The organism is Planococcus maritimus, assembly GCF_001592825.1.
Taxonomy (GTDB): Bacteria; Bacillota; Bacilli; order Bacillales_A; family Planococcaceae; genus Planococcus; species Planococcus maritimus_C.
Genome location: NZ_LTZG01000001.1, coordinates 1,595,149 through 1,617,357 on the forward strand (window position 1 = coordinate 1,595,149; position 22,209 = coordinate 1,617,357).

A 22,209-nucleotide genomic window follows, 5' to 3' on the forward strand; every position below is an offset into this window, starting at 1 on the left:
AATATGTCAAAAAAGCAACAGATCCTGGACGCTGCACTTCAACTTTTTGCCGAAAAAGGCATTGAAGCTACGTCAATTCAGCACATTACCCAAGAAGCAGGCATCTCTAAAGGGGCCTTCTATTTGTCTTTCCCTTCTAAAGAATCATTGATTAAAGAAATCATTGACTCATTCATGAAAGAGATCGTTACCGAAATTGACCGCATAGTCAATGGTATGGAATTACCCGATGAAAAATTACGCCTGTATTTTCATGCTCAATTGGCATTGCTCGAAAAGCATGCAGATTTCGCGAAGATCTATGCACAAGAACCGATGCATGCCTTGAACGAAGAAATTATGGAAAAGCTCATTCACTACGATGCATGGATTGACCGTTCCTTGCTATCGCTACTCGATGAGTTGTATGGTGAGCCGCTTCGAGGCCGCCGCTATGATTTGCTCATTTCGATCAAAGGCTTCGTCCGCATTTATTCGCAGCTGGTGTTGTTTCATCCGTATCCGCACGATATCGAAAAAATTGCAGAGCTTCTCGTGGAAAAGACCAACGTACTGGCCACTTATTCTCAAACAGCCTATTTAACGGAAGACATGGTCGAGTTGTCGATGCCCGGCCCAGAAGAAGTGACCACACAGGAAAAACTACTGTCTGTCATTGATGAATTACTGGAAGATGAGCAGCATCCCCCACTCATTTCCGAATCCCTCTCGCTGATCGCTGAAGAACTTCAATCTGAAGCGCCAAGACGGGCCATTCTCCACGGCTTGCAAGCGAATATTTACGACTACGCCCCCGCCAATTGGCTATCGTACCTCCTAAAGAAATACGAACAGAAAAAAAGCCCAGACGCTTGATGTCTGGGCTTTTGATATGCGCTGATTTAGTTAATTTCGACAGTCCAACCTAGTGTATCTTCAACTTTGCCAGTCTGAATGCCGGTAATGGTGTCGTAAAGTTTTTGCGACAATTCGCCGATCTCGTGATTGTTGATGATCATTTTCTGGCCTTGCCAGTTGAGTTCGCCGACTGGGGAAATGACCGCGGCCGTGCCTGTTCCGAACACTTCCTCCACTTTACCAGCTTGATACGCTTCGTAAAGCTCATCGATAGCCATGCGTTTTTCCGTGACCGGAATGCCCCATGAACCTAATAACTCGATAATCGACATGCGCGTGATGCCTTTCAAGATACTGCCGTTCAGCTCCGGGGTAAACACTTCCCCGGCGATTTTGAAGAAGATGTTCATGCTGCCGACTTCTTCGATAAAGCGCTTTTCGACGCCATCGAGCCACAAGACGTCTGCGTTGCCTTCTTTCTTGGCATTCGCTTGCGCCTGGTAACCAGAAGAGTAGTTGCCGGCGGTCTTCGCCATTCCCGTACCGCCTTTAACCGCACGCGTGAATTTGTCTTCAACATGAATGACTACCGGCTGCAAGCCACCAGGGAAATAAGAGCCGACCGGTGAGAGAATGACCATGTATTTATAAGTAGACGATGGCCCTACTGCCAAATTGGCGTCTGTTGAGATAATATACGGGCGGATGTAGAGCGAGGTGCCCGGTGTTTTCGGCACCCATTCTTTTTCGAGCTCAATCAATTGTTTCATATGCTCTAGTGCCAACTCTTCGTCGATTGGCGGAATGCTGAGGCGCTCGCTCGACAAATTGAGACGCTCAAAGTTTTTTTCCGGACGGAACAGCAAGACGCGTCCGTCTTCTGTGCGGTAGGCTTTCATGCCTTCAAAGACCGTCTGTCCGTAATGAAAAATCATAGCTGCCGGATCTAAGGAGATCGGACCATATGGCACGATTTTCGGATCATGCCATCCTTTTTCTGTTTCATATTCCATGATGTACATATGGTCAGTGAAAGTTTGGCCGAATGGAATCTGATCTTGCGCCGGCTTGTCTTTCTTCGCAGTATTCTCGATTACTTCCAATTGATAAGTCGTCATGGTCATATCCCCTTTTGCAGTATGTTTTTATTTTCACGATTTCGAATAATTATACACACATTTCTAAGTGCTGAACAGGTTGTACGCCAAATTCCTTAAATATCGGCCAATCGGCTCAGCGAATCAATTCCATGAAATGCATGAGGATTTTCGCTGTTAATCCCCAAATGACACGGTCTTCATACAAATAAAAGAACTCATCCACTTGGCGGGCATGCCAGCTGTAATTTTCGCCGCCAGCAATCAAATCATATGGAAAACTTTCTTCCGGCTGGATATCAAAATCGATGCGGTAAACACGTGGCTCGTTATCCAGGAAAAATTGCAGCGGCACCGTGAAGACCGTATCGACTTCTGCCGCGTTTGGCACAAAATCCGTTTCAGGACCGATAAAGCCCGCAAACGAATAGACAATCATGCCAAAAGGCGAAACGATGTAATCGAGCGGAAACACGTTGCTAATTGCTTCTTTTCGGATACCGAGCTCTTCCATCGTTTCACGCAAAGCAGTCTCTTGTTCATCTTCGTCGCCACGGTCAATACGTCCGCCAGGAAAGCAAATCTCCCCAGGCTGACGCCTCATTTCAAACGAACGCACTTCAAACAAAATATGGACGCCATCTTCTTTTTCAATCAATGGAAGAAGAATCGCATATTTCGAAAAATCCCGGTTGCCGAGTACTTCCGGCACCCGCCCTTGGACCTTTTTCAAAATCTTTTCCGGTTCCATGCCATCACCTCGACTTTCTTTCTTCCTATCTTACCAAATAATCGAAGTTCCCGGCCTTTCAACCACTTCGGAATGTAGAAAAAACCAGATTCGCTTGCCCGTTATTGGCGAACGAACCGAGCCTTCGCTACAATGGGAGCGGAGGGGATAGACGTGAATCGAAAAACTTATATCGACAACGATTTCTATACAGCGGGGATGACTGTAAAAGACCCGCAAACAAAAGGCGAAAATAATATGGCGCTCCATGCTGGAATCGACCGCGAGCAGTCACTCGAAAACCGCAAAGTCTTGCTTGACGCGCTCAGCTATACGATGGATGAACTCGTATGCGCCCATCAAACCCACAGCAATCACTTTCAAAAAGTGTCTCAACAAGACGCTGGCAAAGGCGCCCGGACTTTTGTTGATGCTATTGATGATACCGATGCGCTTTATACGCGCGATACCGGTCTTGTATTGTCGAGTTTTGCCGCCGATTGCGTGCCGGTGACCTTCTATCACGTAACAGAAGAGTTGATCGGTGCTGTACATTCCGGGTGGCAAGGAACCGTCAAAGAACTCGTGTCAAACTTGTTTGCGCATTTGATCACCAATGAAAACTGTGCGCCAGAAGGCTTCCGCGTCCAGATCGGCATGGCGCTCAGCCAGGAGAAATTTGAAGTCGATAAAGATGTTTATTTGAAGTTCAAAGCGCTTGACTATGCCGATCCGTTCATCAGCTTTAACGAAGCCACTGGAAAATACCATATCGACAACCAGCTCACCGTCAAAACGCAATTGCTGCGCGCTGGCGTTCCTGCTGATCGTATTACCATCGACCGGAGCTGTACGTTCAAAAGTCCAAATGGCTTTTCCTACCGCGAAGACAAACAATGCGGCCGCCACATGGCTTACATCGTTAAGAAATAGCAAAAGCTCTTCCGCGTAGGAAGAGCTTTTGCAGGTTTTCGAGAAAGTTATGAAGCCGTATTTTCCGAAGCTTGTCGCACGACTCAGTGGGCTCGCGCCCAAGCCTCCTCAGCCGCTTTGCGCCCTGCGGGGTCTCGGTCGTCTCGCTTTACCACTGGAGTCGAGCGAACGCTTCTCCAAATACTTAGAGAGGTCATTGACTGTTGAAAATAGCCGCAGCCTCGCTTGGGGTTGAGCTTTCGCAATGAGCCAGAAACCCGTATGCGCGAGGCTGCTTTGTGATTTCGTCGGATTCAACAGGAGGACGGCCTTAGATGATGCTCGATATTTATTCAAATCATCAAAATCTCCCGAATGTCCTCTTCGCTCATCGATTGCACAGCTTCTGAACCAGATTGAATCATCTCATCCACCAAATCTTGCTTGCGCAGCTGCAAGTCGTACATTTTCTCTTCAATTGTTCCTTTTGCTACCAAGCGCAGCACTTGCACTTCCCGTTTTTGCCCCATGCGGTGTGCACGGTCCGCTGCCTGCTGTTCGACGGCTGGGTTCCACCATAGATCGTACAAGATGACCGTATCGGCCCCCGTTAAATTGAGCCCCGTGCCGCCTGCTTTTAAGGAAATCAAAAACAAGTCCTCTTCCCCTTCGTTGAAACGGTCGCATAATGCCACGCGCTCTTTTGGCGGCGTCGAGCCGTCCAAATAGAAATAGGACCTCCCCGAACGAAGCAGCGACTGCCCGATGATATTGAGCATGCCCGTGAACTGGGAAAACACGAGCACGCGGCGGCCGGTCAAGCGCGCTTCTTCCAAGATCTCCAACAATTGCTCGAACTTCGCCGAGCCGCCGCGGTAGTCTTCCACAAACAAGGACGGGTGGCAGCACAATTGACGCAGGCGTGTCAGTCCAGCCAAAATACGGATGCGGTTTTTGTGCATGCTGTTGTCGCGCAAATGCTTTAAAGCTTCGTGGCGAAGTTCTGCAAGATACGCGGTGTACAATTTTTTCTGTTCTTCATGAAGCTCGGAATGTTCGATGCGCTCGATTTTTTGCGGCACTTCCCCGAGCACCTCTGCTTTCGTCCGTCGCAGCAAGAACGGCCGCACGCGCTTCGCGATATCGGCGTTGCGCAGCTCCGCAAATTGGCTGCGATCCGGAAGCAAAGCTGGAAACACGACGTTAAAGATCGACCATAACTCATCGAGCGAGTTTTCGATCGGCGTCCCGGTAAGCGCAAAGCGATGACGAGCCTGCAACTCTTTCACGGCTTTAGCGGTTTGCGTCGCCGGGTTTTTGAACGCTTGCGCTTCATCAAAGAAAATCGTATGAAACTTCCAATCTTTATACGTTCCTCGGTCCATTCGAAGCGCTGGATAGGACGTGATATACACATCGCCCGGCTCTTTCAAGGCTTGCGTCCGCTTTGCTTTTGGTCCATCCACGATGACTGTCTGGATATCCGGTGCAAAGCGTTCGAATTCGGCTTGCCAATTGTACATGAGCGAAGAAGGCGCCACGATCAGCGCAGGCTCATCGCCGCTGCGGATCTCCCCTAGTACCGATTGCACGAAAGCGATGCTTTGGATCGTTTTGCCAAGCCCCATCTCATCTGCCAATATGCCGCCGAAACCGTATTTCGCGAGCAAGCGAAACCAACTAAACCCGCGCTTCTGGTAATCCCGCAACACCTCTTCAAAAGCTTGCGGCAATTGCTCCGCCTGGGTCCATGGATGATGCAGCTCTTTTAGCAAACGCGCAAATTCTGCGCCTGCCTCCGATAAGTCATGCTGTTCGAGACTCCCAGCAAGCCGCATGCCTTCGAGCAATGGAATACGTTGGACGCGTTCAAAATTGTCTTCGTCAATGTTCATGACTGCCAGATACTCTTCAAACGCAGCCATGACAGGCGTTTCCAGCGACATTAACGTACCGTTAGGGATTCGGAAATAGCGTTTTTTCTCCCGAATCGCACGGATGATTCCACGCAACTCTTCTTCCGGAATGCCGCCAAGGTCGAAGCGGAACTCCAGCCAATCGGTCCGGTCCTTCGGCAAATTGACACGGATTTTCGGTCCCGGCAAAGTTTTTTGGATGCGCATTTTCACGGAAGTCGTCGCATAGACCTCGAGCCATTCTTCAAGCAATGGCACCGTATCATAAAGGAAGTCATATTCTGCCTCTTCATCCTGCAAGTAAAATCCGCCGTCCGTTTTCGTCAGCCGGCCAGACTCCATCAATTCCATAATGGCCTGTTCTTTTTCGAGCTGTCGGAACACACCTGGATACTGCCGGTATGTTCCTTCCGGTTCTTCGCACGGGTTGATGATAAGCTGCCCGTAATGAAATTCAAGGCCAGCGAGCAATCGGCTGCGAACCCGGTCGAGATACAGTTTCGCGCGCAACGGCGTTTCCCCGATTTTCTCGATTGCCTGTTCTGTGACAATGACTGGCCCGAGCTTTTCGAGTCCAGGCAAGACGCTTTTCATCATATGGGCGACTTGGCTTTCCTCAATCAAAAGCTCTTCGCCTGCCCCTTCCATCAATTCCTGCAGGCCAGATAGGCGCTTCATGTCGGCGCTAGCTGGTTGAATGACTGCTTCTTCCGTCAAAGCCACGCCGTATTTCGGAAAAATTTGCAGTCGCTCTAAACCTCGGACGATCAAGCGGTAGCCAGTATCGCTACGATCCAGGCGAAACGACACCGGCAGTGTATCGGTTACATGAAACGGCAGTATTTCCCCGAGCGGGTTTTCGAATTTGGCCTGCGCCATGACGCGAAGCACGGGCAATAAACGTTCCCAATCGCTTGCAGAGACGATTAATTTCCCTTGGCCATCCGGCTGCGCGTTGCTTTTGTCGAGCAGCTGAAGAAGCTCCAGCACCGGCTGTTCTAACGCGTGGCGGCTCGGGTCGTAAGGAATCGAGGCAGTTTCTTCGTACTGACCATTCGACAGGGCTGACACGAAACGTAGGGGATTTCGGACATTTTTCAAAATAGCCGTGCCACTTCTGAACGTCACGGCCAATTGCTCGTTGCCACCGCTGCTGATGGTTGCTTCGACATGATAAGGTACGCGCCGGTCAAAGCGGTGCAGCCGGGCAGAAGGCGCGTCATCTTCTTCAAACAAGCCGAACATTTGCTCAGCTAACGGACGCTCCCGTTGACCAAGTTCTTCTGCAGCGATCATCACCGCTGCAATGTGATGGCAATATGTATGAACAAACCCGACAGGTGGACAGCTGCATTCTGCGTCGATCGTGCCGGCTGTTGAGCGGGTTAGCTTAACGTGGAACGAGCTGCGTCCTTTGACGACGGCTGTTATGGACTGATCGCTTGCTTCTGTGATGCTGACTTTTCCGGCCATGTGAAAGGTCTGGCCTTTTTTATAAGCAGCCTGGCCACATAATTTGCGGATGTGTTTATCGCTGACCCAAAATTCCATAGCGGCCCCTTTCTTCTGCGTAATAATATCTTATTTTTATTATCCGCCATGCCACGTTCAGCTTCAAGCGGGGGAGCTTTACACAAGCGCAGCTTAGATCTATAATAGACTTAATTTTCAGATAAAATTTGATAGCTGGATTCCAAGGGGGAGATCGTAATGGCTCGTGCCCGTCAAAGCATATTCATCCAAGCGCCGATCGACGATGTGTTCCAGTTCGCCAAGAAACCCGGAAACTGGACAAGTTTTTACAATCACTTATCCAAACCGGACAAGATCGAAGGCGCTGGTGATACCGGCACGGAAGTAGAGACCGTATTTTCCATTATCGGCTTACGCTTCCCTGTCGCCATCCATGTCGTCCGTTGTGAACGCAGCGGCGAGGAAGGATTTTGGGAAGGCATCATCAGCGGCAGCTTTGTTGCTCATCAAAAGAGTTATTACCGTTCGTTGGAGGGCGGAACCGAAGCGGTTTTCGAATTGGAAATCGATTTGCCCGATAGCGCATTTGACCGTTTTACCGAGCGCCTCGTCTACGACCGGCTGGAGAGAAATACACTCCGCCATACGCTTGAAAACTTGAAAGCGGCTTGTGAATTAGACCGCTAAGCAATCGCTGCATCCATGTATCGTGAAACCGGCTAGTGCCGCCTATACGTCCTCATCACTTATGCAGCAATGAAAAACCCGTACGCCAGAATTCCGGCGCACGGGTTTTTTTAGGCATTAAAAAACACCCCGCATAAATGCGGGATGTATCGATAGCTGCGGCGTATCAGGCCACGCTCCACAACGTGTTCCATAAAGGAATGCCTGTCCGTCTTATGCAGCTTAGCTCATCGCGTAGTTAACCATAGCCTATGCGGCGCCAACTGTCAACTGTCAAAATTACAACAAGGCCCCTTCCCTGTTAAAACTGACCCCTAAAAATTAATCGGAATTGACGCTTTTAACTAGGTCAATTCCTTGCTACAGTAGTTCAAAATGACATGGCATCACAAGAAGGCCCTTGCCTAGTGGATGTCGAAGAAAGAAGGAATCGTTTCATGCAAAAGACTACCACTTATTCCAGTTCCAAAACTTATGATTTAATCATTACTTCGATGCTCATCGCTCTGGTATTTGTGGCGACGATGCTGCTCAATATCCGCCTGCCGATTGCAGCAAATGGCGGGCTGGTCCACCTAGGCACGACAATGTTGTTCACGGCTGCGCTATTGTTCGGGCCGAAAAAAGGCGCTATTGCCGGCGCTGTCGGGATGGGTCTTTTCGATTTAGTGTCGGGCTGGACTTTATGGGCGCCGATCACCATTGTTGCACGCGGCTTGCAAGGCTATTTGGTCGGGAAAATTGCTTGGTCGGGCGGGCGCGGTGGCGAAAGCCTCGGCTTCAACATCCTAGCAGCGACGCTTTCCATTCCGATCATGGTCGCCATCTATTACATCGGCGAAGCCATCATCTTCAGCAGTTGGATCATCCCTGCTGCTTCTATCCCAGGAAACCTGGTTCAAAACGCAGTCGGTTTGGCACTCGCCATTCCAGTCGTAGCTGCATTGAAAAAAACGCCATACTTCCGCAACTAAACAACTGCCCCGTCCTGAAATGCCAGGACGGGGCAGTTTTCTATTCGGAAAATGTTTTTCTAAAACCGTAAAAAGAGCGGAATGCATATTTTTCATAAAACGAGCAAGAAGAAGCGGAAGCCAATAGTTCGAGTCGCGTATGTGGATGCCGGCTGTGGGCAAAATCCAATAGCTTCTTGCCTATCCCTAAGCCTCGATACGGCGCTCCTACCAATAATTCACAAATATACATGCTGACAAAACCGTCCGTCAAACCTCTGATGTACCCAATGACTTGTTGGTCTCGATTCTCCGCAACATAAGCAATGGGGGAACATTCCCAAGCTTTTTCAGTGTGTTCGCTTTGTTCAACCAAATTGGTCCAGCCCTCTTGCGCATTGAGCTCTTGTATCGACTCAAAATCATTTTTTTCATAATCGCGAATTGCTATTTGAAGCTCATCACCTGATCTTAGCATTCCCATTCCCTCCTATTTATCTTTTAAAAAAAACCGCCGAGAGCAACGCTCTCAGCGGTTTTCCTTTGCTTAAATTTGTGGCGTCAAATCTTCCGGAGAATGATCTGCCGGCTTGACTTCATTTAAATCCAGCACTTCTGCTGTGTATTGATGAACGTGTTTTAATAGTTCTTCGTTATCCATCAAGGATTTCCCGTAGGACGGAATCATTTCCTTGATCTGCGATTCCCAGTTTTCCAATTCCTGAGGGAAGCAGTTAGCAAGTAACTTGAGCATGACATGTACAGCCGTTGAAGCTCCAGGTGATGCCCCAAGCAACGCAGAGATGGAGCCGTCCGCTGAAGTGACTAGCTCTGTACCGAATTGCAGCGTGCCTTTGCCGCCCGCATCGGTGTCTTTGATGACCTGGACGCGCTGTCCTGCGACGACCAAATCCCAATCCTCACTCTTCGCGTTCGGGACGAATTCACGCAACTCTTCCATGCGCTGTTCTTTCGACTGAATGACTTGCTGGATCAAGTATTGTGTCAGCGATAAGTTTTTCGCTCCGCCTGATAGCATCGTCAATACGTTATTCGGTTTGACCGAGGCCACCAAGTCCATATAAGAGCCCGTTTTCAGGAATTTCGGCGTGAAGCCTGCGAATGGGCCAAACAACAAGGATTTCTTATCGTCGATAAAGCGTGTGTCCAAGTGAGGCACGGACATCGGCGGTGCGCCGACTTTTGCCTTGCCGTAGACTTTTGCATTATGCTGTTCGATCACTTCCGGATTGTTGCAGACCATGAACAAGCCGCTCACTGGGAATCCGCCAATATGCTTCGATTCCGGGATGCCGGATTTCTGAAGCAAGTGAATGCTTGCTCCGCCACCGCCGATAAAGACGAACTTCGCCGTGTGTACATCGAGTTTCCCGGTTTCCAGGTTTTTGATCTTCAATAACCAACGGCCGTCTTTCATTTGTTTCAAATCTTGTACCATATGGTGATAGTGGACATTAACGTCTTCTTTAACAAGGCGGTCGAAGAGCATGCGTGTCAACGCACCGAAATTGACGTCTGTCCCTGTGTCGATTTTCGTTGCGGCAATCGGCTCGTTGTCTTGGCGATTCGCCATGATCAACGGCATCCATTCTTTCAAGACTTCCGGGTCGTCGGAAAATTCCATGCCTGTAAAGAGTGGATTTTCAGCCATAGCGTCAAAACGCTTTTTCAGGAAACGGATATTGTCTTCGCCTTGCACCATGCTGATGTGAGGAAGCGGACGAATGAATTCTTCCGGGTTTTTCAACAATCCCGTTTTCACAAGATGGGACCAGAACTGAGCCGATACCTGGAATTGTTCGTTAACGTCGATGGCTTTGCTGATGTCCATCGTGCCGTCTGGCTTTTCTTTCGTGTAGTTCAACTCACAAAGGGCTGCGTGGCCAGTCCCGGCGTTGTTCCATTCGTTTGAACTTTCTTCGCCAGGGCTCGACAATTTCTCGAACACATTGATTTTCATGTCTGGAGACAATTCTTTCAAAAGAATTCCCAAAGTCGCACTCATAATACCGGCACCGATTAAGATTACATCTGTATCAGTTTCTCTATTGCTCATGTATACCTTCCTTTTCTACGCGAGTATTAGCGGCTTTTCGAGTCCGCCGCTTCCGTATTAAATCCATCATCTATTGTATGCCTGTTTGACCTAAAATCTCTACTACTAACAGACAATTATAAACCATTTTGCGTAAGGATTAAAGGAAATTAGCCTTTTGCGTCAAGCCATGGCACGAAAAAGCGGATTTCTGTATTAAAGAAGTAGAATCGTCCTTCGAGCGAGTGGCATCAGCTCAGCATACCGGATTCGCCCTGCTCAATAAGCCTTCATTCCTAGCACGAGACCAACACATGACCACACACCATCCGACTGATGCCAAGTGTTTATTTTCGATTTCGGGTATGAAACGGACAGCTGATGATATGGTCATCAATCATCCCTATCGCCTGAAGAAACGAATAGGTCGTGACCGGCCCGACAAATTTAAAGCCGCGCTTTTTTAACTCCTTGCTAAGCTTTACGGACAACTCCGATTGGGCGGGAATCTGACCGTCTGATGGCCATTCATTGATTACCGCTTTATCGTTTGTAAAACTCCATAGGTAGTCGGCGAAACTGGTGAATTCGGTTTGGATCTCTTTTACCGCCTGGGCATTCGAGCGGACAGATGCTAGTTTGGCGCCGTGTTTGATCACGCCGTGCTGCTCTTTGATCTCCGCTAGGGCTTCGTCTGTCAAAGCGGCGCAGTACTCGATATCGAAATTATGAAACGCGCTTTGGTAGCTATCGCGTTTAGACAGCACGATCTGCCAGGACAAACCTGCCTGTGCCCCCTCTAAACTCAGCATTTCGAATAAATAGCGTTCATCACGGCTCGGCCGGCACCATTCCTCGTCATGATAGGCTTGCATCCGTTCGTCGCCTTTTGGCCATTCGCATCGTGCCATTAGATCATCTCCTGTCATTTTCTGTTGGATCAAAAAAGAAGCAGGCATTCACTCCCTGCTCCTTTACCGTTCTTCGTCCTCAGATCTATTTCGTTCTTTTTCACTGACGCTCTTCATAGGTGCTTCTTGGCTCGGCACCTCATCTACTTTATTGGACTTGCTCTTTTTCAGCATCACGAGGATACTGCCGACCAACAGCCCGGTCATCAGCAGAAAAAGTCCAAAGATAACAAGTGCCACTGTAATTCCACCAAACATTTCCGTTCCCCCTTCCGCTATCGCTCGTCATCTTCTTTTCATTGTTCATTCTCCAGTTTTTTCACACGCAATTCCAGTGCCTCGACGTGTTTTTTCAAATCCGATTCGTCGACTTGTTGCTGTTTTCGATTGGCTGATGCTTTAACTGCCGCGACAACCAATACAACAAGCAGGATGAAAAAGCCCAGTAAAAAAATTGTTGCGATGATATCTCCTATATTATACATCATGATATTTTCCCACCATCCATTTCCGCTTTCGCTTATTGATTAGTTTTCTCCAATTCATGGCCAAAACCCTTTTTCACAAAAGGCAAAGAACGGCTAAACCGAAAAAAGGCCGAGAACCCATTGACGGTTTTCGGCTTTCGAACTTTGAAACTAGCTGATTAGCGCATCATTTCATTTACAAAATACAGTTGATAAACAGCCGGCAACAGCAAGGCGATGACCAAACAAATCACGGCTGCTATCTTCGCCTGTTTGGTTAAGCGCGCATCTTGTGATTTCAATTGCTCGAAAAACGTTAACGTAAAGTAAAAGCTAGCGACTAACAAGAACGCTGATACGACTCCTGTCCAGCTGCCTAGTCCGAACATCTCCATATTCGACATTCTATCCCCTCCAAATCGTCTATATAGTTCCGTACTATGTAATAAATAACCTAAATTCTACTCAGCGCACTCACGTTTAACCGATTTTAAAGAAGCACTAATATAGCCCATTCAATCAACTGGAATGCACTTTAATGTTTCTTCTTTGCACATGCATCGCACGTAAACTGGGCTTCCAGTTTTAAGTAAGCTTTGACTTCAGCGAACCCTCTGCTTTTCGGGTAGCGCATCTCGAGTTGGACCGGTTCGCCGCCTTCAATTTCCTTGCCGCACACTCGACACTTCGGTGATTCGTTGAACATGAGTATCCCCCCTTCTGCTGATTAACTCATTGTTTTAAACGCTCAGATAAGCCATCATCGTCCGTATAAGTGAACTTGCCGATTTTGCCTTTCTGGACGTTCGAAAACAGGACGATGCCTTGCACTTCAGCGTGCTGCTCTTTTTCCCCTGCCTTTTGAAATACCACTTCTGCCGTGAACGTATAGCGATTCGCTGTCGTCTCGCTCAATTCGATGTCCACCTCGTCTAAGCGCAGCTCATAGCCATAAATATCAGCTAGTCCCGGGAAATAGGTACCGAAAACCCTCATGAACTGGTCCAATTCCTGATCCGTGAAGTATTCTCCATATTTTTCCTCTACTTGCTGCTCAAAAGCCGCATTCACTTCAACACCGTCCACGATTTGTTTATTGGCCGGATTCCACATCGCCTTTAAGAATTCCTCATCAGGCCCGTTGAATTGCTGCTCCAATACCTGCTCGATCGCCGCCATTTTCGGGTCATCTGCTTTTGCTGCCAGGCACCCGCTTAAGATGAGCAAAGCCAAGAGCACAGCCAGCGCAAATTTCAGTTTCCTTTCCCCTTCCTTCATCCCGTCCGCCTCCTTTACCCTTAGTACGAAAAGGCCGGACACAAGTTTCAATTTTCTGTCATATAAGGGAATTCACTTGAAAACCGAAAATTTTTTTCAAAAAAAAAAAGCCTTTCAACGTGCTTACCCGAAGGTTCGCAAATTGAAAGGCGTTCCTAACTTTTTTAAGTATCCAAGAAGGTTTTTTCCTTTAATTCATTAGACGATAACATGAAATGTTTCACCAAATCCACTGTATGTGCCAAATCCTCGATGATAAAGTGAATGCCTTTTATTAATATTCATCTGTAAAAGATACACTGGCTTTTCCTATCCTCCTGCAGAAGCACTCGAAGATTGGTCCGCCTTCACACAATCAATCGCCACGACCAGCGAAATGATCAGGTGTTCCATTGTTTCATCTAAAATATCCACTTGGTAGGTGTCTCCCCAACTGAGCCATTGCTTGCTGACCGAACCGATGACTGTTCCATGTCGAAGAATATCAAAACTCATCTCCCACCAATTCCCTTGTACATCGATTCCTTCTGCTTCAATGGCGTAGCGAGGCTTAAAAAAAGTAAATTCTTTTTTAATTGTGACCGATTCCCGGCCATCCACTTCCACAAAAAATGTTGGCAGAAAACTGAACGTCTTTTTCGTGATCATTCCGATTTCCTGATTTTCAGTATTTAAGATTGAAAAGGTCTTGGGAATTTTGAAAAAGCTGCCTTCTACAAAATATTGATCTCTTTCCTGCTCGTCTTTGACCGTGAACTTCTCGCTCAAGCTAAATACTTTTTGCTTAATAAATAATTGTTTCATCCTGACTCCCTTTCTGTTTCACTTTCTTAACCAACAAAAATGTTGAAATCACATGTAGTTCCACGTGAAACATCGTTCACCGCTTATACTTTTACTATTCCCCTGAATCCTCTTGCAGCATAATAAGAATCGGCTCCATTGTGATAAACGAAAACTTGTCCGTATCGGCAGTCGCCAAAAATGGCACCGCCGCGTTCTCGAATTTCCACGGGTGTCTCTAACCAACTCGAGGTCTTTAAATCAAACTCCCCCAGAGTCTGGAGAGTGCGGTATTGATCTTCTGTCAATAATTCAATGTCGATTTCAACGGCCATATCGACTGCCGAACTTTCTGGCTTGTTCTTTTTACGCGATTCCAGCGCTGCTCGGTCGTAACATAGGCTTCGGCGTCCTGTAGGGCTTTCTTTTGAACAATCACAAAACAAGAACATCCCGGTTTCCACTTCATAGCCAACCACATCGGGCTCCCCGCCGGTTTCTTCCATGCGATGCAAAACCGCTAACTTCTCTGGGTTTTCGTTCAGCTTTAAGAGAACATTGTCCCAGCCCATTTTTTCGTGGCGCTGTTCATTTTGTTCAAAGCGCTGTTTCAAGGTATCGAGCAATTTACTTTTTTGTTCTTCGGTTAATTGCTTTTTACGGGTACACATTTAAAAACCTCCTATCCAAGCTAATCGTTTTGAAAATCCGTTCTACTTCCTGCTTCCTTACTTTTGACATGCTATATGAGTTCTCCTGCATTTCCGACTCTATAATATAGGAACTAGAATTTTTATTAAAAAATCCACTTAACTCAAGCGGTACACCGGTTAAAAAATAATATCTTTAGTAAACTGGCTTTTGCGTGATTCTTTATTAATTAGATCAAAAAATTACACTGAAATTCTTTTGATCATATTATAGATTATCTCTGCTGAGCTTTTTAAATAGGATGAAAAAACTTTTATGTTTTTGGTATAATATAGAAAAAGGGAGTGGTACTTTGAAGAAGTTTTTAAATTCCAATGGCTCAACATGGAGTAAGTGGGATCTACATATACATACACCAGATACTGTCCTAAATGATGAGTTCAGGGGTGACTGGTCTGCTTATATTACAAAACTCGAAGCTCTCTCTGGTTTCTCCACACTAGGCATTACAGATTATTTTAGTGTTGAGAATTATTTTAAAGTTAAAAAACTGAAATATGAAGAAGGGAGATTAAATAACATAGAGCTTCTTCTACCAAATATTGAATTAAGGTTATCAAATGCTACCGATAAATATAGAGCGATCAATTATCATGTTATTTTTTCTCCAGAAGTCGACAAATACATAGAAAGTAAGTTTTTAGCTCGATTAAAATTTCAGTACGACGGTAGAACTTACAATGCTACTAAAGCTGATTTAATTGATCTAGGTAGATGCTTTAAAAAAGCTGCTTCAGATGAAGCAGCATACAAAGAAGGAGTCAATCAGTTCAAATCTGATATAAATGATATCCATCATATATTAGAAACCGAACAGCAAAGTGTTTTCAAAGGAAAGTACTTTACTGCTGTCGCTAACAAACAAAACGATGGGGCTTCCGGCATTAGACATGATCAATACCTTGGAGTAAAAAATCAAGTTTACAAAAAAAGTGACATGATTTTTAGTAGTAGACCTGCTGATGTTGAATTTTTTTTACAAAAAGACATTACTTTAGGAAATCCAAAGCCGTGTATTCACGGAAGTGATGCTCATTCCTTAGATAAGGTATGTCAACCATATGAAAATAGATTTACTTGGATCAAATCCAACCCTAGTTTTGAAGGGTTAATGCAAATACTAACAAACCCTGAAAACAGGGTGAAAATTCAGGAAGAAAATCCTGATTCGAAATCCGACTATAACGTAATTGATAAAGTAATTTTTAAAGAAAACAATAGTTTTCAGTCAAGAGAAATTCTTTTAAACCCATATCTAAATACTATAATAGGTGGCAAATCATCTGGAAAATCATTATTGCTTTATAAAATAGCTTCGACTGCATCACCTAACGAAATCCTTTTAAGAGCTAAAGATAATACTTGGCATAACAATTATAAAAACACTTTTATAGATGAAACAGACTTTGAAGTTCATTGGAGAAATGGACAAGTTTCAAGAGTCGGCGACTTGGAAACGAAAGGAAGAGTAACATACATCCCTCAACTATATATCAATTCATTATCCGAAGATTCCGGCAATGATATTCTTCAAGAAAAAATACTAGATATTGTTAAAAACCATACAGATGTGGCTCAAAAACTTCACCAAAAAAATGAACTAGAAAAAAACTATCATTCTGAATTAAATCAAAACAGTTATTTATTAGCCGAAAAGATATCAAGTCTAGAAAATTTGTCTGCAGATTTTCGAACTCTTCAATCTCAATCTATATATGAAGAAGAAAAATCAAAACTCGAAGCAGAATTATCTTACTTACTAGAAGCTTCGAAAATGACTGCACAAGATGAACAAACTCATAAAGAATTATTAAAAAATCGAGATGTTTTAAAAAAGGAAGCTAATCTATTGGAACGTAACACTGACGAACTCAGTTTACTTGCCGAAAAATTAGAAAATATTAATTTCTATGTGAAAGAGCAATTTCACAATCTAAACTTTACTGTCGATTCTATTATTGAAGATTCTGCTTTGCACTTTGAAAACTTGTCTAAAGAAATAAACGAATCTATTCAACAAATTGCTATTAAACTAGCATTTTCAAAAGAACAAATCGAATCAAATGAAAAAAGCTGGAATAGTTGTGTTAGTGGTATAAAAGAAATAGAAGAAAAATACTCTAACAGCGAAAAAATTAAATCTTTAAGAGAAAAAATAAAAATGCAAGAAGATTCCATTAAAGTTTTACTCGATTTAAAATTAAAAAAGGACAAAATTTCGGAAGATATCTCTTCAATAAAAGAAAGTTTATCAAATTCTTTATTTACTGTTTTTTCAAATCAGATAGATTTTATTCAATTAATAAATAGTCAACATCAAGGAAGTTTAAAAGTTCAGGCTACAATCAAATTTAATCAGAAAAAATTTCAAGAAGTCTTTATTGAGAATTTTAACCTTAGAAAAAGTTTATCTGTCTCTCTTCCAGAAAATATTGTAGATACAGAAAGATGCTTTATTTACAATCAAGATGATTACTTAGAGAAAATAAGAGATTTGCTTGAAGTAATTATCAACCTTCCTCGAGATCGTTACAAAAATTCTTTTGATCTAGCTAGAGTGATAGATGATTTATTCAAATTGTATACAGTAGTTATTTTAGATGTCGAAAAAGACAATGACATAATCAGTGAAATGTCACCAGGCAAAAGAGGGTTAGTGCTTCTAGAACTTTTCTTAAGTATAAATGATGAAAAGCACCCAATCCTACTTGATCAACCAGAAGATAATTTAGATAATAGAACTATTTCAACGGAATTAGTGAAATTTATTAGAGAAAGAAGTAAAGAACGACAAATTATTGTAGTTACTCATAATGCTAATTTAGTTATTTTGACAGACTCTGAAAATGTTATTGTGGCTAATCAAGATCCACAAATTATCGAAAATGAAGAGTTTCGATTTGAGTATTTATCAGGGGCATTAGAATGTAATTTTTCACATCAAGGTGATAAGTTGACTGATAAAGGTATACGAGATCATGCTTGTTCAATATTGGAAGGCGGCTGTATTTGGCAGATAAGAAATGTATATAATGGCAATTAAGGATATTCGGTTGGATGTATAAATTCTCTACCCTATGTCGCTTGACACGGAGCCTCTGCGGGTACGATTTCACGCAAAGGAATGCGCTATGTGACTTTGCGTAGCACACGAGCTTATCATACCCGCCACTCCGTATAAAGCGTTGAATATGCGGCAATTCATGCATTCCCTTAATTGCCAAACACTACATTCCTCAAATGCCAGTAACAAAGGCGGCCAACAAGCTTTTGAATTAAGAGAGCAAAAATATGGTTTTGTTAAAACAAATTCTAACTTGTGATGCCGAATTTCATTTAGTCAACAAATTCATAAAGCTAGAAAGCCTATTGAGGGTATGACACTACCCACGATAGGCTTTCATTATTTATAGACATCAGATAATTTTTTTACAATTCGTTCACTTTCCGCTAGCTTCCTAACGAATGAACCCACAAAAAACTGGCCAGCGCGGAGCTGACCAGTTTGTGCATTGATTTAGTTCTGCAAATCGAAACGATCGGCATTCATGACTTTGTTCCATGCTTTGATGAAGTCGCGGACGAATCTTTCTTTGTTATCGTCTTGAGCATACACTTCAGCAATCGCACGCAAGATGGAGTTCGAGCCAAATACTAGGTCGATACGCGTTGCAGTACCGGCTGATTCGCCTGTTGCAAGGTTTGTGCCTTCGTATTTATTGAACTCTACCGGTGACCATTCGATGTTCATGTCCAATAGTTTCGTGAAGAAATCATTGTTCAAGACACCGACATTGTCAGTGAAAACGCCTGCTGTCGAACCTTCGTGGTTGGCGCCAAGTGCGCGCATGCCGCCGACAAGTGCAGTCATTTCCGGAGCTGTCAGGCCAAGCAATTGTGCTTTATCCAACAACATTTCTTCCGGGCTCGTTGCGTATTCTTTCTTATGGAAGTTTCTGAAACCATCAGATAGCGGCTCAAGAACTTTGAAGCTTTCGGCATCCGTCTGCTCTTCAAGAGCGTCTCCGCGGCCTTGTGCGAATGGAACTTCGATATCGAAGCCAGCTGCTTTCACTGCTTGTTCGATCGCTGCGTTACCGCCGAGAACGATCAAGTCAGCGATGCTTACTTTATCGCCTGTTTCTGCCTTCAAATCTTCGTAGAAGCTAAGCACTTTTTCCAATTCTTGCGGCTCGTTGGCATCCCAGCTGCGCTGAGGTGCAAAGCGGATACGCGCCCCGTTGGCACCGCCGCGTTTGTCTGATCCGCGGTATGTGCTGGCAGAAGCCCATGCTGTTTTAACAAGCTGTTGCGGGTTAATGCCGCTCTCGAGGATTTTCGCTTTCAGTTCATCGAGTTCTTTGTCTTTCAACGTTGCTGGTGCTGCTGGTGTCGGATCTTGCCAAATCAACTCTTCTTCTGGAACTTCTGGTCCCCAGTAACGGACTTTCGGGCCCATGTCGCGGTGAAGAAGCTTGAACCAAGCACGCGCAAACGCATCTTGGAACTCGTCCATGTTTTTGTAGAAACGGCGGGAGATTTTCTCATAATCCGGGTCTACGCGAAGCGCCATATCGGCAGTTGTCATCATCGTTTTCACTTTGATCGAAGAATCTTCTGCATCTGGTGCCATCTGGCCTTCAGATAGATCTATAGCTGTCCATTGGTAAGCGCCGGCAGGAGATTTTGTCAATTCCCACTCATAGCCTAGCAATTGCTCGTAATAGCCATTGTCCCATTGAGTCGGATTAGCCGTCCAAGCGCCTTCGATACCACTTGAAATGGTGTCGCGGCCTTTTCCTGAGCCGTACGTGCTCTTCCAGCCAATGCCCATGTTTTCCATGACTGCCGCTTCTGGATCGTCACCTACGTTGGAAGGGTCTCCAGCGCCGTGTGCTTTACCGAATGTGTGGCCGCCTGCGATCAAGGCAACGGTTTCTTCGTCGTTCATGCCCATGCGTGAGAAAGTTTCACGGATATCTCTTGCACTTGCAAGTGGATCCGGTTTGCCGTTTGGCCCTTCTGGATTTACATAGATCAAGCCCATTTCAACGGCTGCCAGCGGGTTTTCCAATTCGCGGTCGCCTGAATAACGGTTATCCGTCAACCACTCTTTTTCATTACCCCAGTAGACGTCTTCTTCAGGCGCCCAAATATCTTCGCGGCCAGCACCGAATCCGAAAGTTTTGAAGCCCATGGATTCAAGTGCCACGTTGCCTGTTAGGACAAGCAAGTCAGCCCATGAAATTTTGTTTCCGTATTTTTTCTTGATCGGCCAAAGCAAACGGCGCGCTTTGTCCAAGTTGACGTTATCCGGCCAGCTGTTAAGCGGCGCGAAACGTTGGTTGCCTGTAGAACCGCCTCCGCGGCCGTCCATTGTGCGGTAAGTACCCGCAGCATGCCAAGACATACGGATGAACAATCCGCCGTAATGGCCGTAATCCGCTGGCCACCAGTCCTGGCTGTCGGTCATCAAATCACGGAGATCTTGTTTTAATGCATCGTAATCCAATTTCTCGAATTCCGCTTGGTAATCAAATTCGTCCCCTAGAGGATTAGTTTTCGTGTCATGCTGGTGCAGAATGTTGACATTCAACATATTCGGCCACCAGTCTTTATTTTGTGTTTTGCCTGGCTTATTTGAAGTCGTGATGGCGCTGTCCTGATGTCCACCTGTTTGGCTTGTCGGTTGGCCGCTTCCTGCTCCCGTGAAAGGGCATTGTGCATCTGATGCAGCTGTATGGCGCTTTTGGTCGTTGTTATCCATCTGTTAAAAACCTCCTAATGAATGTATTGCTAGTTACTGCTCACGTGTTTTAAAGCAATCAACTACGTATAATCATTCTTACATTAGAATTATACTAAACTAGAGCCGAACTGAACAGCAATATGGTAAAAAATACGATACTTTTTTTGCAGCCTTCTGTAACTCCTGATTTTTCAATAACTGGCACAGACTTTGTTTCGGCCTGTTCGCTTAGCTTTATACAAATACTCATCTGCTTTTTCAACAATATGAGCGGTATCAGCCACAGTCTCCGGGTAGGTGGCAGCACCGATTGAGATGGTAATGGTGATGGAATGGCTTGAAGATACCCTGAATTTATGGTTTTCAACTGCCTTCCTGATATTTTCCGCAATGACAATCGCTTTTTCGTGCGGGCAGTCAGGAAGAATAACAGAAAATTCTTCTCCGCCATTTCTCGAAACGATATCCACTGAGCGGCTGGCACTTTTCAATACTTTGCCGAGCTCAATTAGAATCTTGTCCCCCACCGGATGCCCATATGCATCGTTGACCGTTTTGAAATGGTCGATATCGATGATCAATAATGATAATTTTTCATCTTTCTCAACGGCACTCCTAATCAGTTCATTCCAAATTGCATCAAATTGACGCACATTGTTCAAGCCTGTCAGGAAATCAGTAGTCGACTCTTGTTCATATTTCGTTAATAGGTACTGTGTTTTTCGAATGTATTCCACGAAAAAAATCGCCGTGATGCCGCCAACAATCGAGACCAGCCAATAAGACGGCAGTAAGTCTCTTAATATCGCTGCATCCTGTATAAGCACGGTGATGATAGTGCTGAACACAATATTAGAGAAAATGATCATTACGAATCCCATTTGGTAGGGAGTCGCATGGCGCTGACGGCTACTGAAAAATTTCCGGATCGCCAGAAAGCCGATGATTAAAATAACCATTAAAATCGTTGCAGCCAGTGCAGAGGTATTAACGCCGAGTAAAAAGCGGCCGAGGATAATGAGCATTGCACTGAGCATCGCTTGTGGAGGCCCTAGGAAAATCAATAAGAGCATGACCGGGATAAAACGCAGATCGACAATCGCTTCGGTACTTACTTGAATGGAAAAATACATTAGCAAAAATCCTAATACACCGCCGGTGAACCCATCAATCGCGATCGCCTTTTTAGCAGGCATCGTCTCCAGGCCCATCCTGTGCCTCAATTGCAAATAAATGAAAATCAATGCAATGAGCACAGATAAATTGATAAACAAATCTTCAAATAACAATAGCAATGCGTATTCTCCCCCCAGCGGCAAATGGCTCTTTTCTATGTTGCGATCACAGGCTTCACGGCCTATTGTGGCCTCCAATTTTCAAGCTGGAAGCGCGTGCATTGCAGGTCTTTCTTAACCTATACACTTATTTTACTTGAAAATCGATTTTTTAGTTTCTTTTGTATGTAAATTTGTTAGATATTTCATTTTCTTGGCTGTCATTTTCAAGTTTACATTCACATTTGCAAAGTTCTACCTTTGTTTGATAGATATTTCTACTTTTGTTAGGTAGATATTTCTACCTTTGTTAGGTAGAAGTTTGCGAGGAAGAAACTCTTCAAAAAACCATGGTCCCCATTGAAAAAGGCATCT

Annotated in this window: 20 protein-coding genes; 5 read left to right on the forward strand and 15 right to left on the reverse strand. The window is 44.9% G+C overall.

Features of this window, described 5'->3' with window-relative positions; all coding sequences use genetic code 11:
- Positions 1-3: 3 nt before the first annotated feature.
- Positions 4-855 (forward strand): TetR/AcrR family transcriptional regulator, encoded by an 852-nt coding sequence (locus tag AY633_RS07860; protein ID WP_068487765.1) that lies wholly within the window; start codon positions 4-6, stop codon positions 853-855.
- A gap of 26 nt (positions 856-881) precedes the next feature.
- On the opposite strand, the gene AY633_RS07865 is transcribed toward AY633_RS07860, so the two are convergent.
- On the reverse strand, positions 882-1,955 hold the full coding sequence (locus AY633_RS07865; protein ID WP_068487766.1) for a branched-chain amino acid aminotransferase: 1,074 nt from the start codon (positions 1,953-1,955) through the stop codon (positions 882-884).
- Between the two features lie 115 nt (positions 1,956-2,070).
- Positions 2,071-2,685 (reverse strand): NUDIX hydrolase, encoded by a 615-nt coding sequence (locus tag AY633_RS07870; RefSeq protein ID WP_068487767.1) that lies wholly within the window; start codon positions 2,683-2,685, stop codon positions 2,071-2,073.
- Positions 2,686-2,838: 153 nt separating this feature from the next.
- On the opposite strand from AY633_RS07870, the gene pgeF reads away from it, so the two are divergent.
- Positions 2,839-3,597: a peptidoglycan editing factor PgeF gene (gene pgeF / locus AY633_RS07875; protein WP_186008757.1), complete on the forward strand. Its 759-nt coding sequence runs from the start codon at positions 2,839-2,841 to the stop codon at positions 3,595-3,597.
- Positions 3,598-3,929: 332 nt separating this feature from the next.
- On the opposite strand, the gene AY633_RS07880 is transcribed toward pgeF, so the two are convergent.
- Positions 3,930-7,043, reverse strand: a complete 3,114-nt coding sequence (locus AY633_RS07880) for a DEAD/DEAH box helicase (protein ID WP_068487769.1) — start codon at positions 7,041-7,043, stop codon at positions 3,930-3,932.
- 159 nt (positions 7,044-7,202) lie between these two features.
- Here AY633_RS07880 and AY633_RS07885 point away from each other — a divergent pair, with 159 nt between their 5' ends.
- Complete coding sequence (locus tag AY633_RS07885; RefSeq protein ID WP_068459332.1) at positions 7,203-7,652, forward strand: SRPBCC family protein; 450 nt, start codon at positions 7,203-7,205, stop codon at positions 7,650-7,652.
- 437 nt (positions 7,653-8,089) lie between these two features.
- Complete coding sequence (locus tag AY633_RS07890) at positions 8,090-8,626, forward strand: ECF transporter S component (protein WP_068459335.1); 537 nt, start codon at positions 8,090-8,092, stop codon at positions 8,624-8,626.
- 40 nt (positions 8,627-8,666) lie between these two features.
- Here the strand turns inward: AY633_RS07890 and AY633_RS07895 are convergent, their stop codons facing one another.
- The 10 genes from AY633_RS07895 to AY633_RS07940 all read right to left on the reverse strand — a co-directional run bounded on the left by AY633_RS07895 (position 8,667) and on the right by AY633_RS07940 (position 14,771).
- Positions 8,667-9,083 (reverse strand): GNAT family N-acetyltransferase, encoded by a 417-nt coding sequence (locus tag AY633_RS07895; protein ID WP_068487770.1) that lies wholly within the window; start codon positions 9,081-9,083, stop codon positions 8,667-8,669.
- Positions 9,084-9,152: 69 nt separating this feature from the next.
- A complete protein-coding gene (mqo, locus tag AY633_RS07900) occupies positions 9,153-10,682 on the reverse strand; it encodes a malate dehydrogenase (quinone) (RefSeq protein ID WP_068487771.1) in 1,530 nt (509 codons plus the stop codon).
- Positions 10,683-11,008: 326 nt separating this feature from the next.
- Complete coding sequence (locus tag AY633_RS07905; protein ID WP_068487907.1) at positions 11,009-11,572, reverse strand: DNA-3-methyladenine glycosylase I; 564 nt, start codon at positions 11,570-11,572, stop codon at positions 11,009-11,011.
- 63 nt (positions 11,573-11,635) lie between these two features.
- Complete coding sequence (locus AY633_RS07910) at positions 11,636-11,830, reverse strand: hypothetical protein (protein ID WP_068487772.1); 195 nt, start codon at positions 11,828-11,830, stop codon at positions 11,636-11,638.
- Positions 11,831-11,868: 38 nt separating this feature from the next.
- The gene (locus AY633_RS07915; protein WP_068487773.1) at positions 11,869-12,060 is read right to left on the reverse strand and encodes a hypothetical protein; all 192 of its coding nucleotides are present in this window, start codon (positions 12,058-12,060) and stop codon (positions 11,869-11,871) included.
- Positions 12,061-12,218: 158 nt separating this feature from the next.
- The gene (locus AY633_RS07920) at positions 12,219-12,443 is read right to left on the reverse strand and encodes a hypothetical protein (protein ID WP_068487774.1); all 225 of its coding nucleotides are present in this window, start codon (positions 12,441-12,443) and stop codon (positions 12,219-12,221) included.
- Positions 12,444-12,574: 131 nt separating this feature from the next.
- The gene (locus AY633_RS07925; RefSeq protein ID WP_068487775.1) at positions 12,575-12,745 is read right to left on the reverse strand and encodes a Fe3+ hydroxamate ABC transporter substrate-binding protein; all 171 of its coding nucleotides are present in this window, start codon (positions 12,743-12,745) and stop codon (positions 12,575-12,577) included.
- 26 nt (positions 12,746-12,771) lie between these two features.
- Positions 12,772-13,317 (reverse strand): hypothetical protein, encoded by a 546-nt coding sequence (locus AY633_RS07930; protein WP_068487776.1) that lies wholly within the window; start codon positions 13,315-13,317, stop codon positions 12,772-12,774.
- A 309-nt stretch (positions 13,318-13,626) separates the two neighbouring features.
- A complete protein-coding gene (locus tag AY633_RS07935) occupies positions 13,627-14,121 on the reverse strand; it encodes an LURP-one-related/scramblase family protein (RefSeq protein ID WP_068487777.1) in 495 nt (164 codons plus the stop codon).
- An 83-nt stretch (positions 14,122-14,204) separates the two neighbouring features.
- Positions 14,205-14,771, reverse strand: a complete 567-nt coding sequence (locus tag AY633_RS07940) for a DUF4256 domain-containing protein (protein ID WP_068487778.1) — start codon at positions 14,769-14,771, stop codon at positions 14,205-14,207.
- A gap of 281 nt (positions 14,772-15,052) precedes the next feature.
- Here AY633_RS07940 and AY633_RS07945 point away from each other — a divergent pair, with 281 nt between their 5' ends.
- Positions 15,053-17,854 carry a TrlF family AAA-like ATPase gene (locus tag AY633_RS07945; protein WP_186008758.1) on the forward strand — a complete coding sequence of 934 codons (2,802 nt, stop codon included), beginning with the start codon at positions 15,053-15,055 and terminating at the stop codon, positions 17,852-17,854.
- 474 nt (positions 17,855-18,328) lie between these two features.
- On the opposite strand, the gene katG is transcribed toward AY633_RS07945, so the two are convergent.
- Positions 18,329-20,578, reverse strand: coding sequence for a catalase/peroxidase HPI (gene katG, locus AY633_RS07950; protein ID WP_068487780.1), 2,250 nt, complete (start codon positions 20,576-20,578; stop codon positions 18,329-18,331).
- Between the two features lie 173 nt (positions 20,579-20,751).
- Positions 20,752-21,933, reverse strand: a complete 1,182-nt coding sequence (locus AY633_RS07955) for a GGDEF domain-containing protein (protein WP_260804538.1) — start codon at positions 21,931-21,933, stop codon at positions 20,752-20,754.
- Between the last annotated feature and the right edge of the window lie 276 nt (positions 21,934-22,209).

What these genes read in the sequence shown, in the direction of transcription:
- AY633_RS07860 (WP_068487765.1), top strand. Translation starts at nt 4, where the DNA reads ATGTCAAAAAAGCAACAGATCCTGGACGCTGCACTTCAACTTTTTGCC.
- AY633_RS07865 (WP_068487766.1), bottom strand. Translation starts at nt 1,955, where the DNA reads ATGACGACTTATCAATTGGAAGTAATCGAGAATACTGCGAAGAAAGAC.
- AY633_RS07870 (WP_068487767.1), bottom strand. Translation starts at nt 2,685, where the DNA reads ATGGAACCGGAAAAGATTTTGAAAAAGGTCCAAGGGCGGGTGCCGGAA.
- AY633_RS07880 (WP_068487769.1), bottom strand. Translation starts at nt 7,043, where the DNA reads ATGGAATTTTGGGTCAGCGATAAACACATCCGCAAATTATGTGGCCAG.
- AY633_RS07885 (WP_068459332.1), top strand. Translation starts at nt 7,203, where the DNA reads ATGGCTCGTGCCCGTCAAAGCATATTCATCCAAGCGCCGATCGACGAT.
- AY633_RS07890 (WP_068459335.1), top strand. Translation starts at nt 8,090, where the DNA reads ATGCAAAAGACTACCACTTATTCCAGTTCCAAAACTTATGATTTAATC.
- AY633_RS07895 (WP_068487770.1), bottom strand. Translation starts at nt 9,083, where the DNA reads ATGCTAAGATCAGGTGATGAGCTTCAAATAGCAATTCGCGATTATGAA.
- mqo (WP_068487771.1), bottom strand. Translation starts at nt 10,682, where the DNA reads ATGAGCAATAGAGAAACTGATACAGATGTAATCTTAATCGGTGCCGGT.
- AY633_RS07905 (WP_068487907.1), bottom strand. Translation starts at nt 11,572, where the DNA reads ATGGCACGATGCGAATGGCCAAAAGGCGACGAACGGATGCAAGCCTAT.
- AY633_RS07910 (WP_068487772.1), bottom strand. Translation starts at nt 11,830, where the DNA reads ATGTTTGGTGGAATTACAGTGGCACTTGTTATCTTTGGACTTTTTCTG.
- AY633_RS07915 (WP_068487773.1), bottom strand. Translation starts at nt 12,060, where the DNA reads ATGATGTATAATATAGGAGATATCATCGCAACAATTTTTTTACTGGGC.
- AY633_RS07920 (WP_068487774.1), bottom strand. Translation starts at nt 12,443, where the DNA reads ATGTCGAATATGGAGATGTTCGGACTAGGCAGCTGGACAGGAGTCGTA.
- AY633_RS07925 (WP_068487775.1), bottom strand. Translation starts at nt 12,745, where the DNA reads ATGTTCAACGAATCACCGAAGTGTCGAGTGTGCGGCAAGGAAATTGAA.
- AY633_RS07930 (WP_068487776.1), bottom strand. Translation starts at nt 13,317, where the DNA reads ATGAAGGAAGGGGAAAGGAAACTGAAATTTGCGCTGGCTGTGCTCTTG.
- AY633_RS07935 (WP_068487777.1), bottom strand. Translation starts at nt 14,121, where the DNA reads ATGAAACAATTATTTATTAAGCAAAAAGTATTTAGCTTGAGCGAGAAG.
- AY633_RS07940 (WP_068487778.1), bottom strand. Translation starts at nt 14,771, where the DNA reads ATGTGTACCCGTAAAAAGCAATTAACCGAAGAACAAAAAAGTAAATTG.
- AY633_RS07945 (WP_186008758.1), top strand. Translation starts at nt 15,053, where the DNA reads ATGAAAAAACTTTTATGTTTTTGGTATAATATAGAAAAAGGGAGTGGT.
- katG (WP_068487780.1), bottom strand. Translation starts at nt 20,578, where the DNA reads ATGGATAACAACGACCAAAAGCGCCATACAGCTGCATCAGATGCACAA.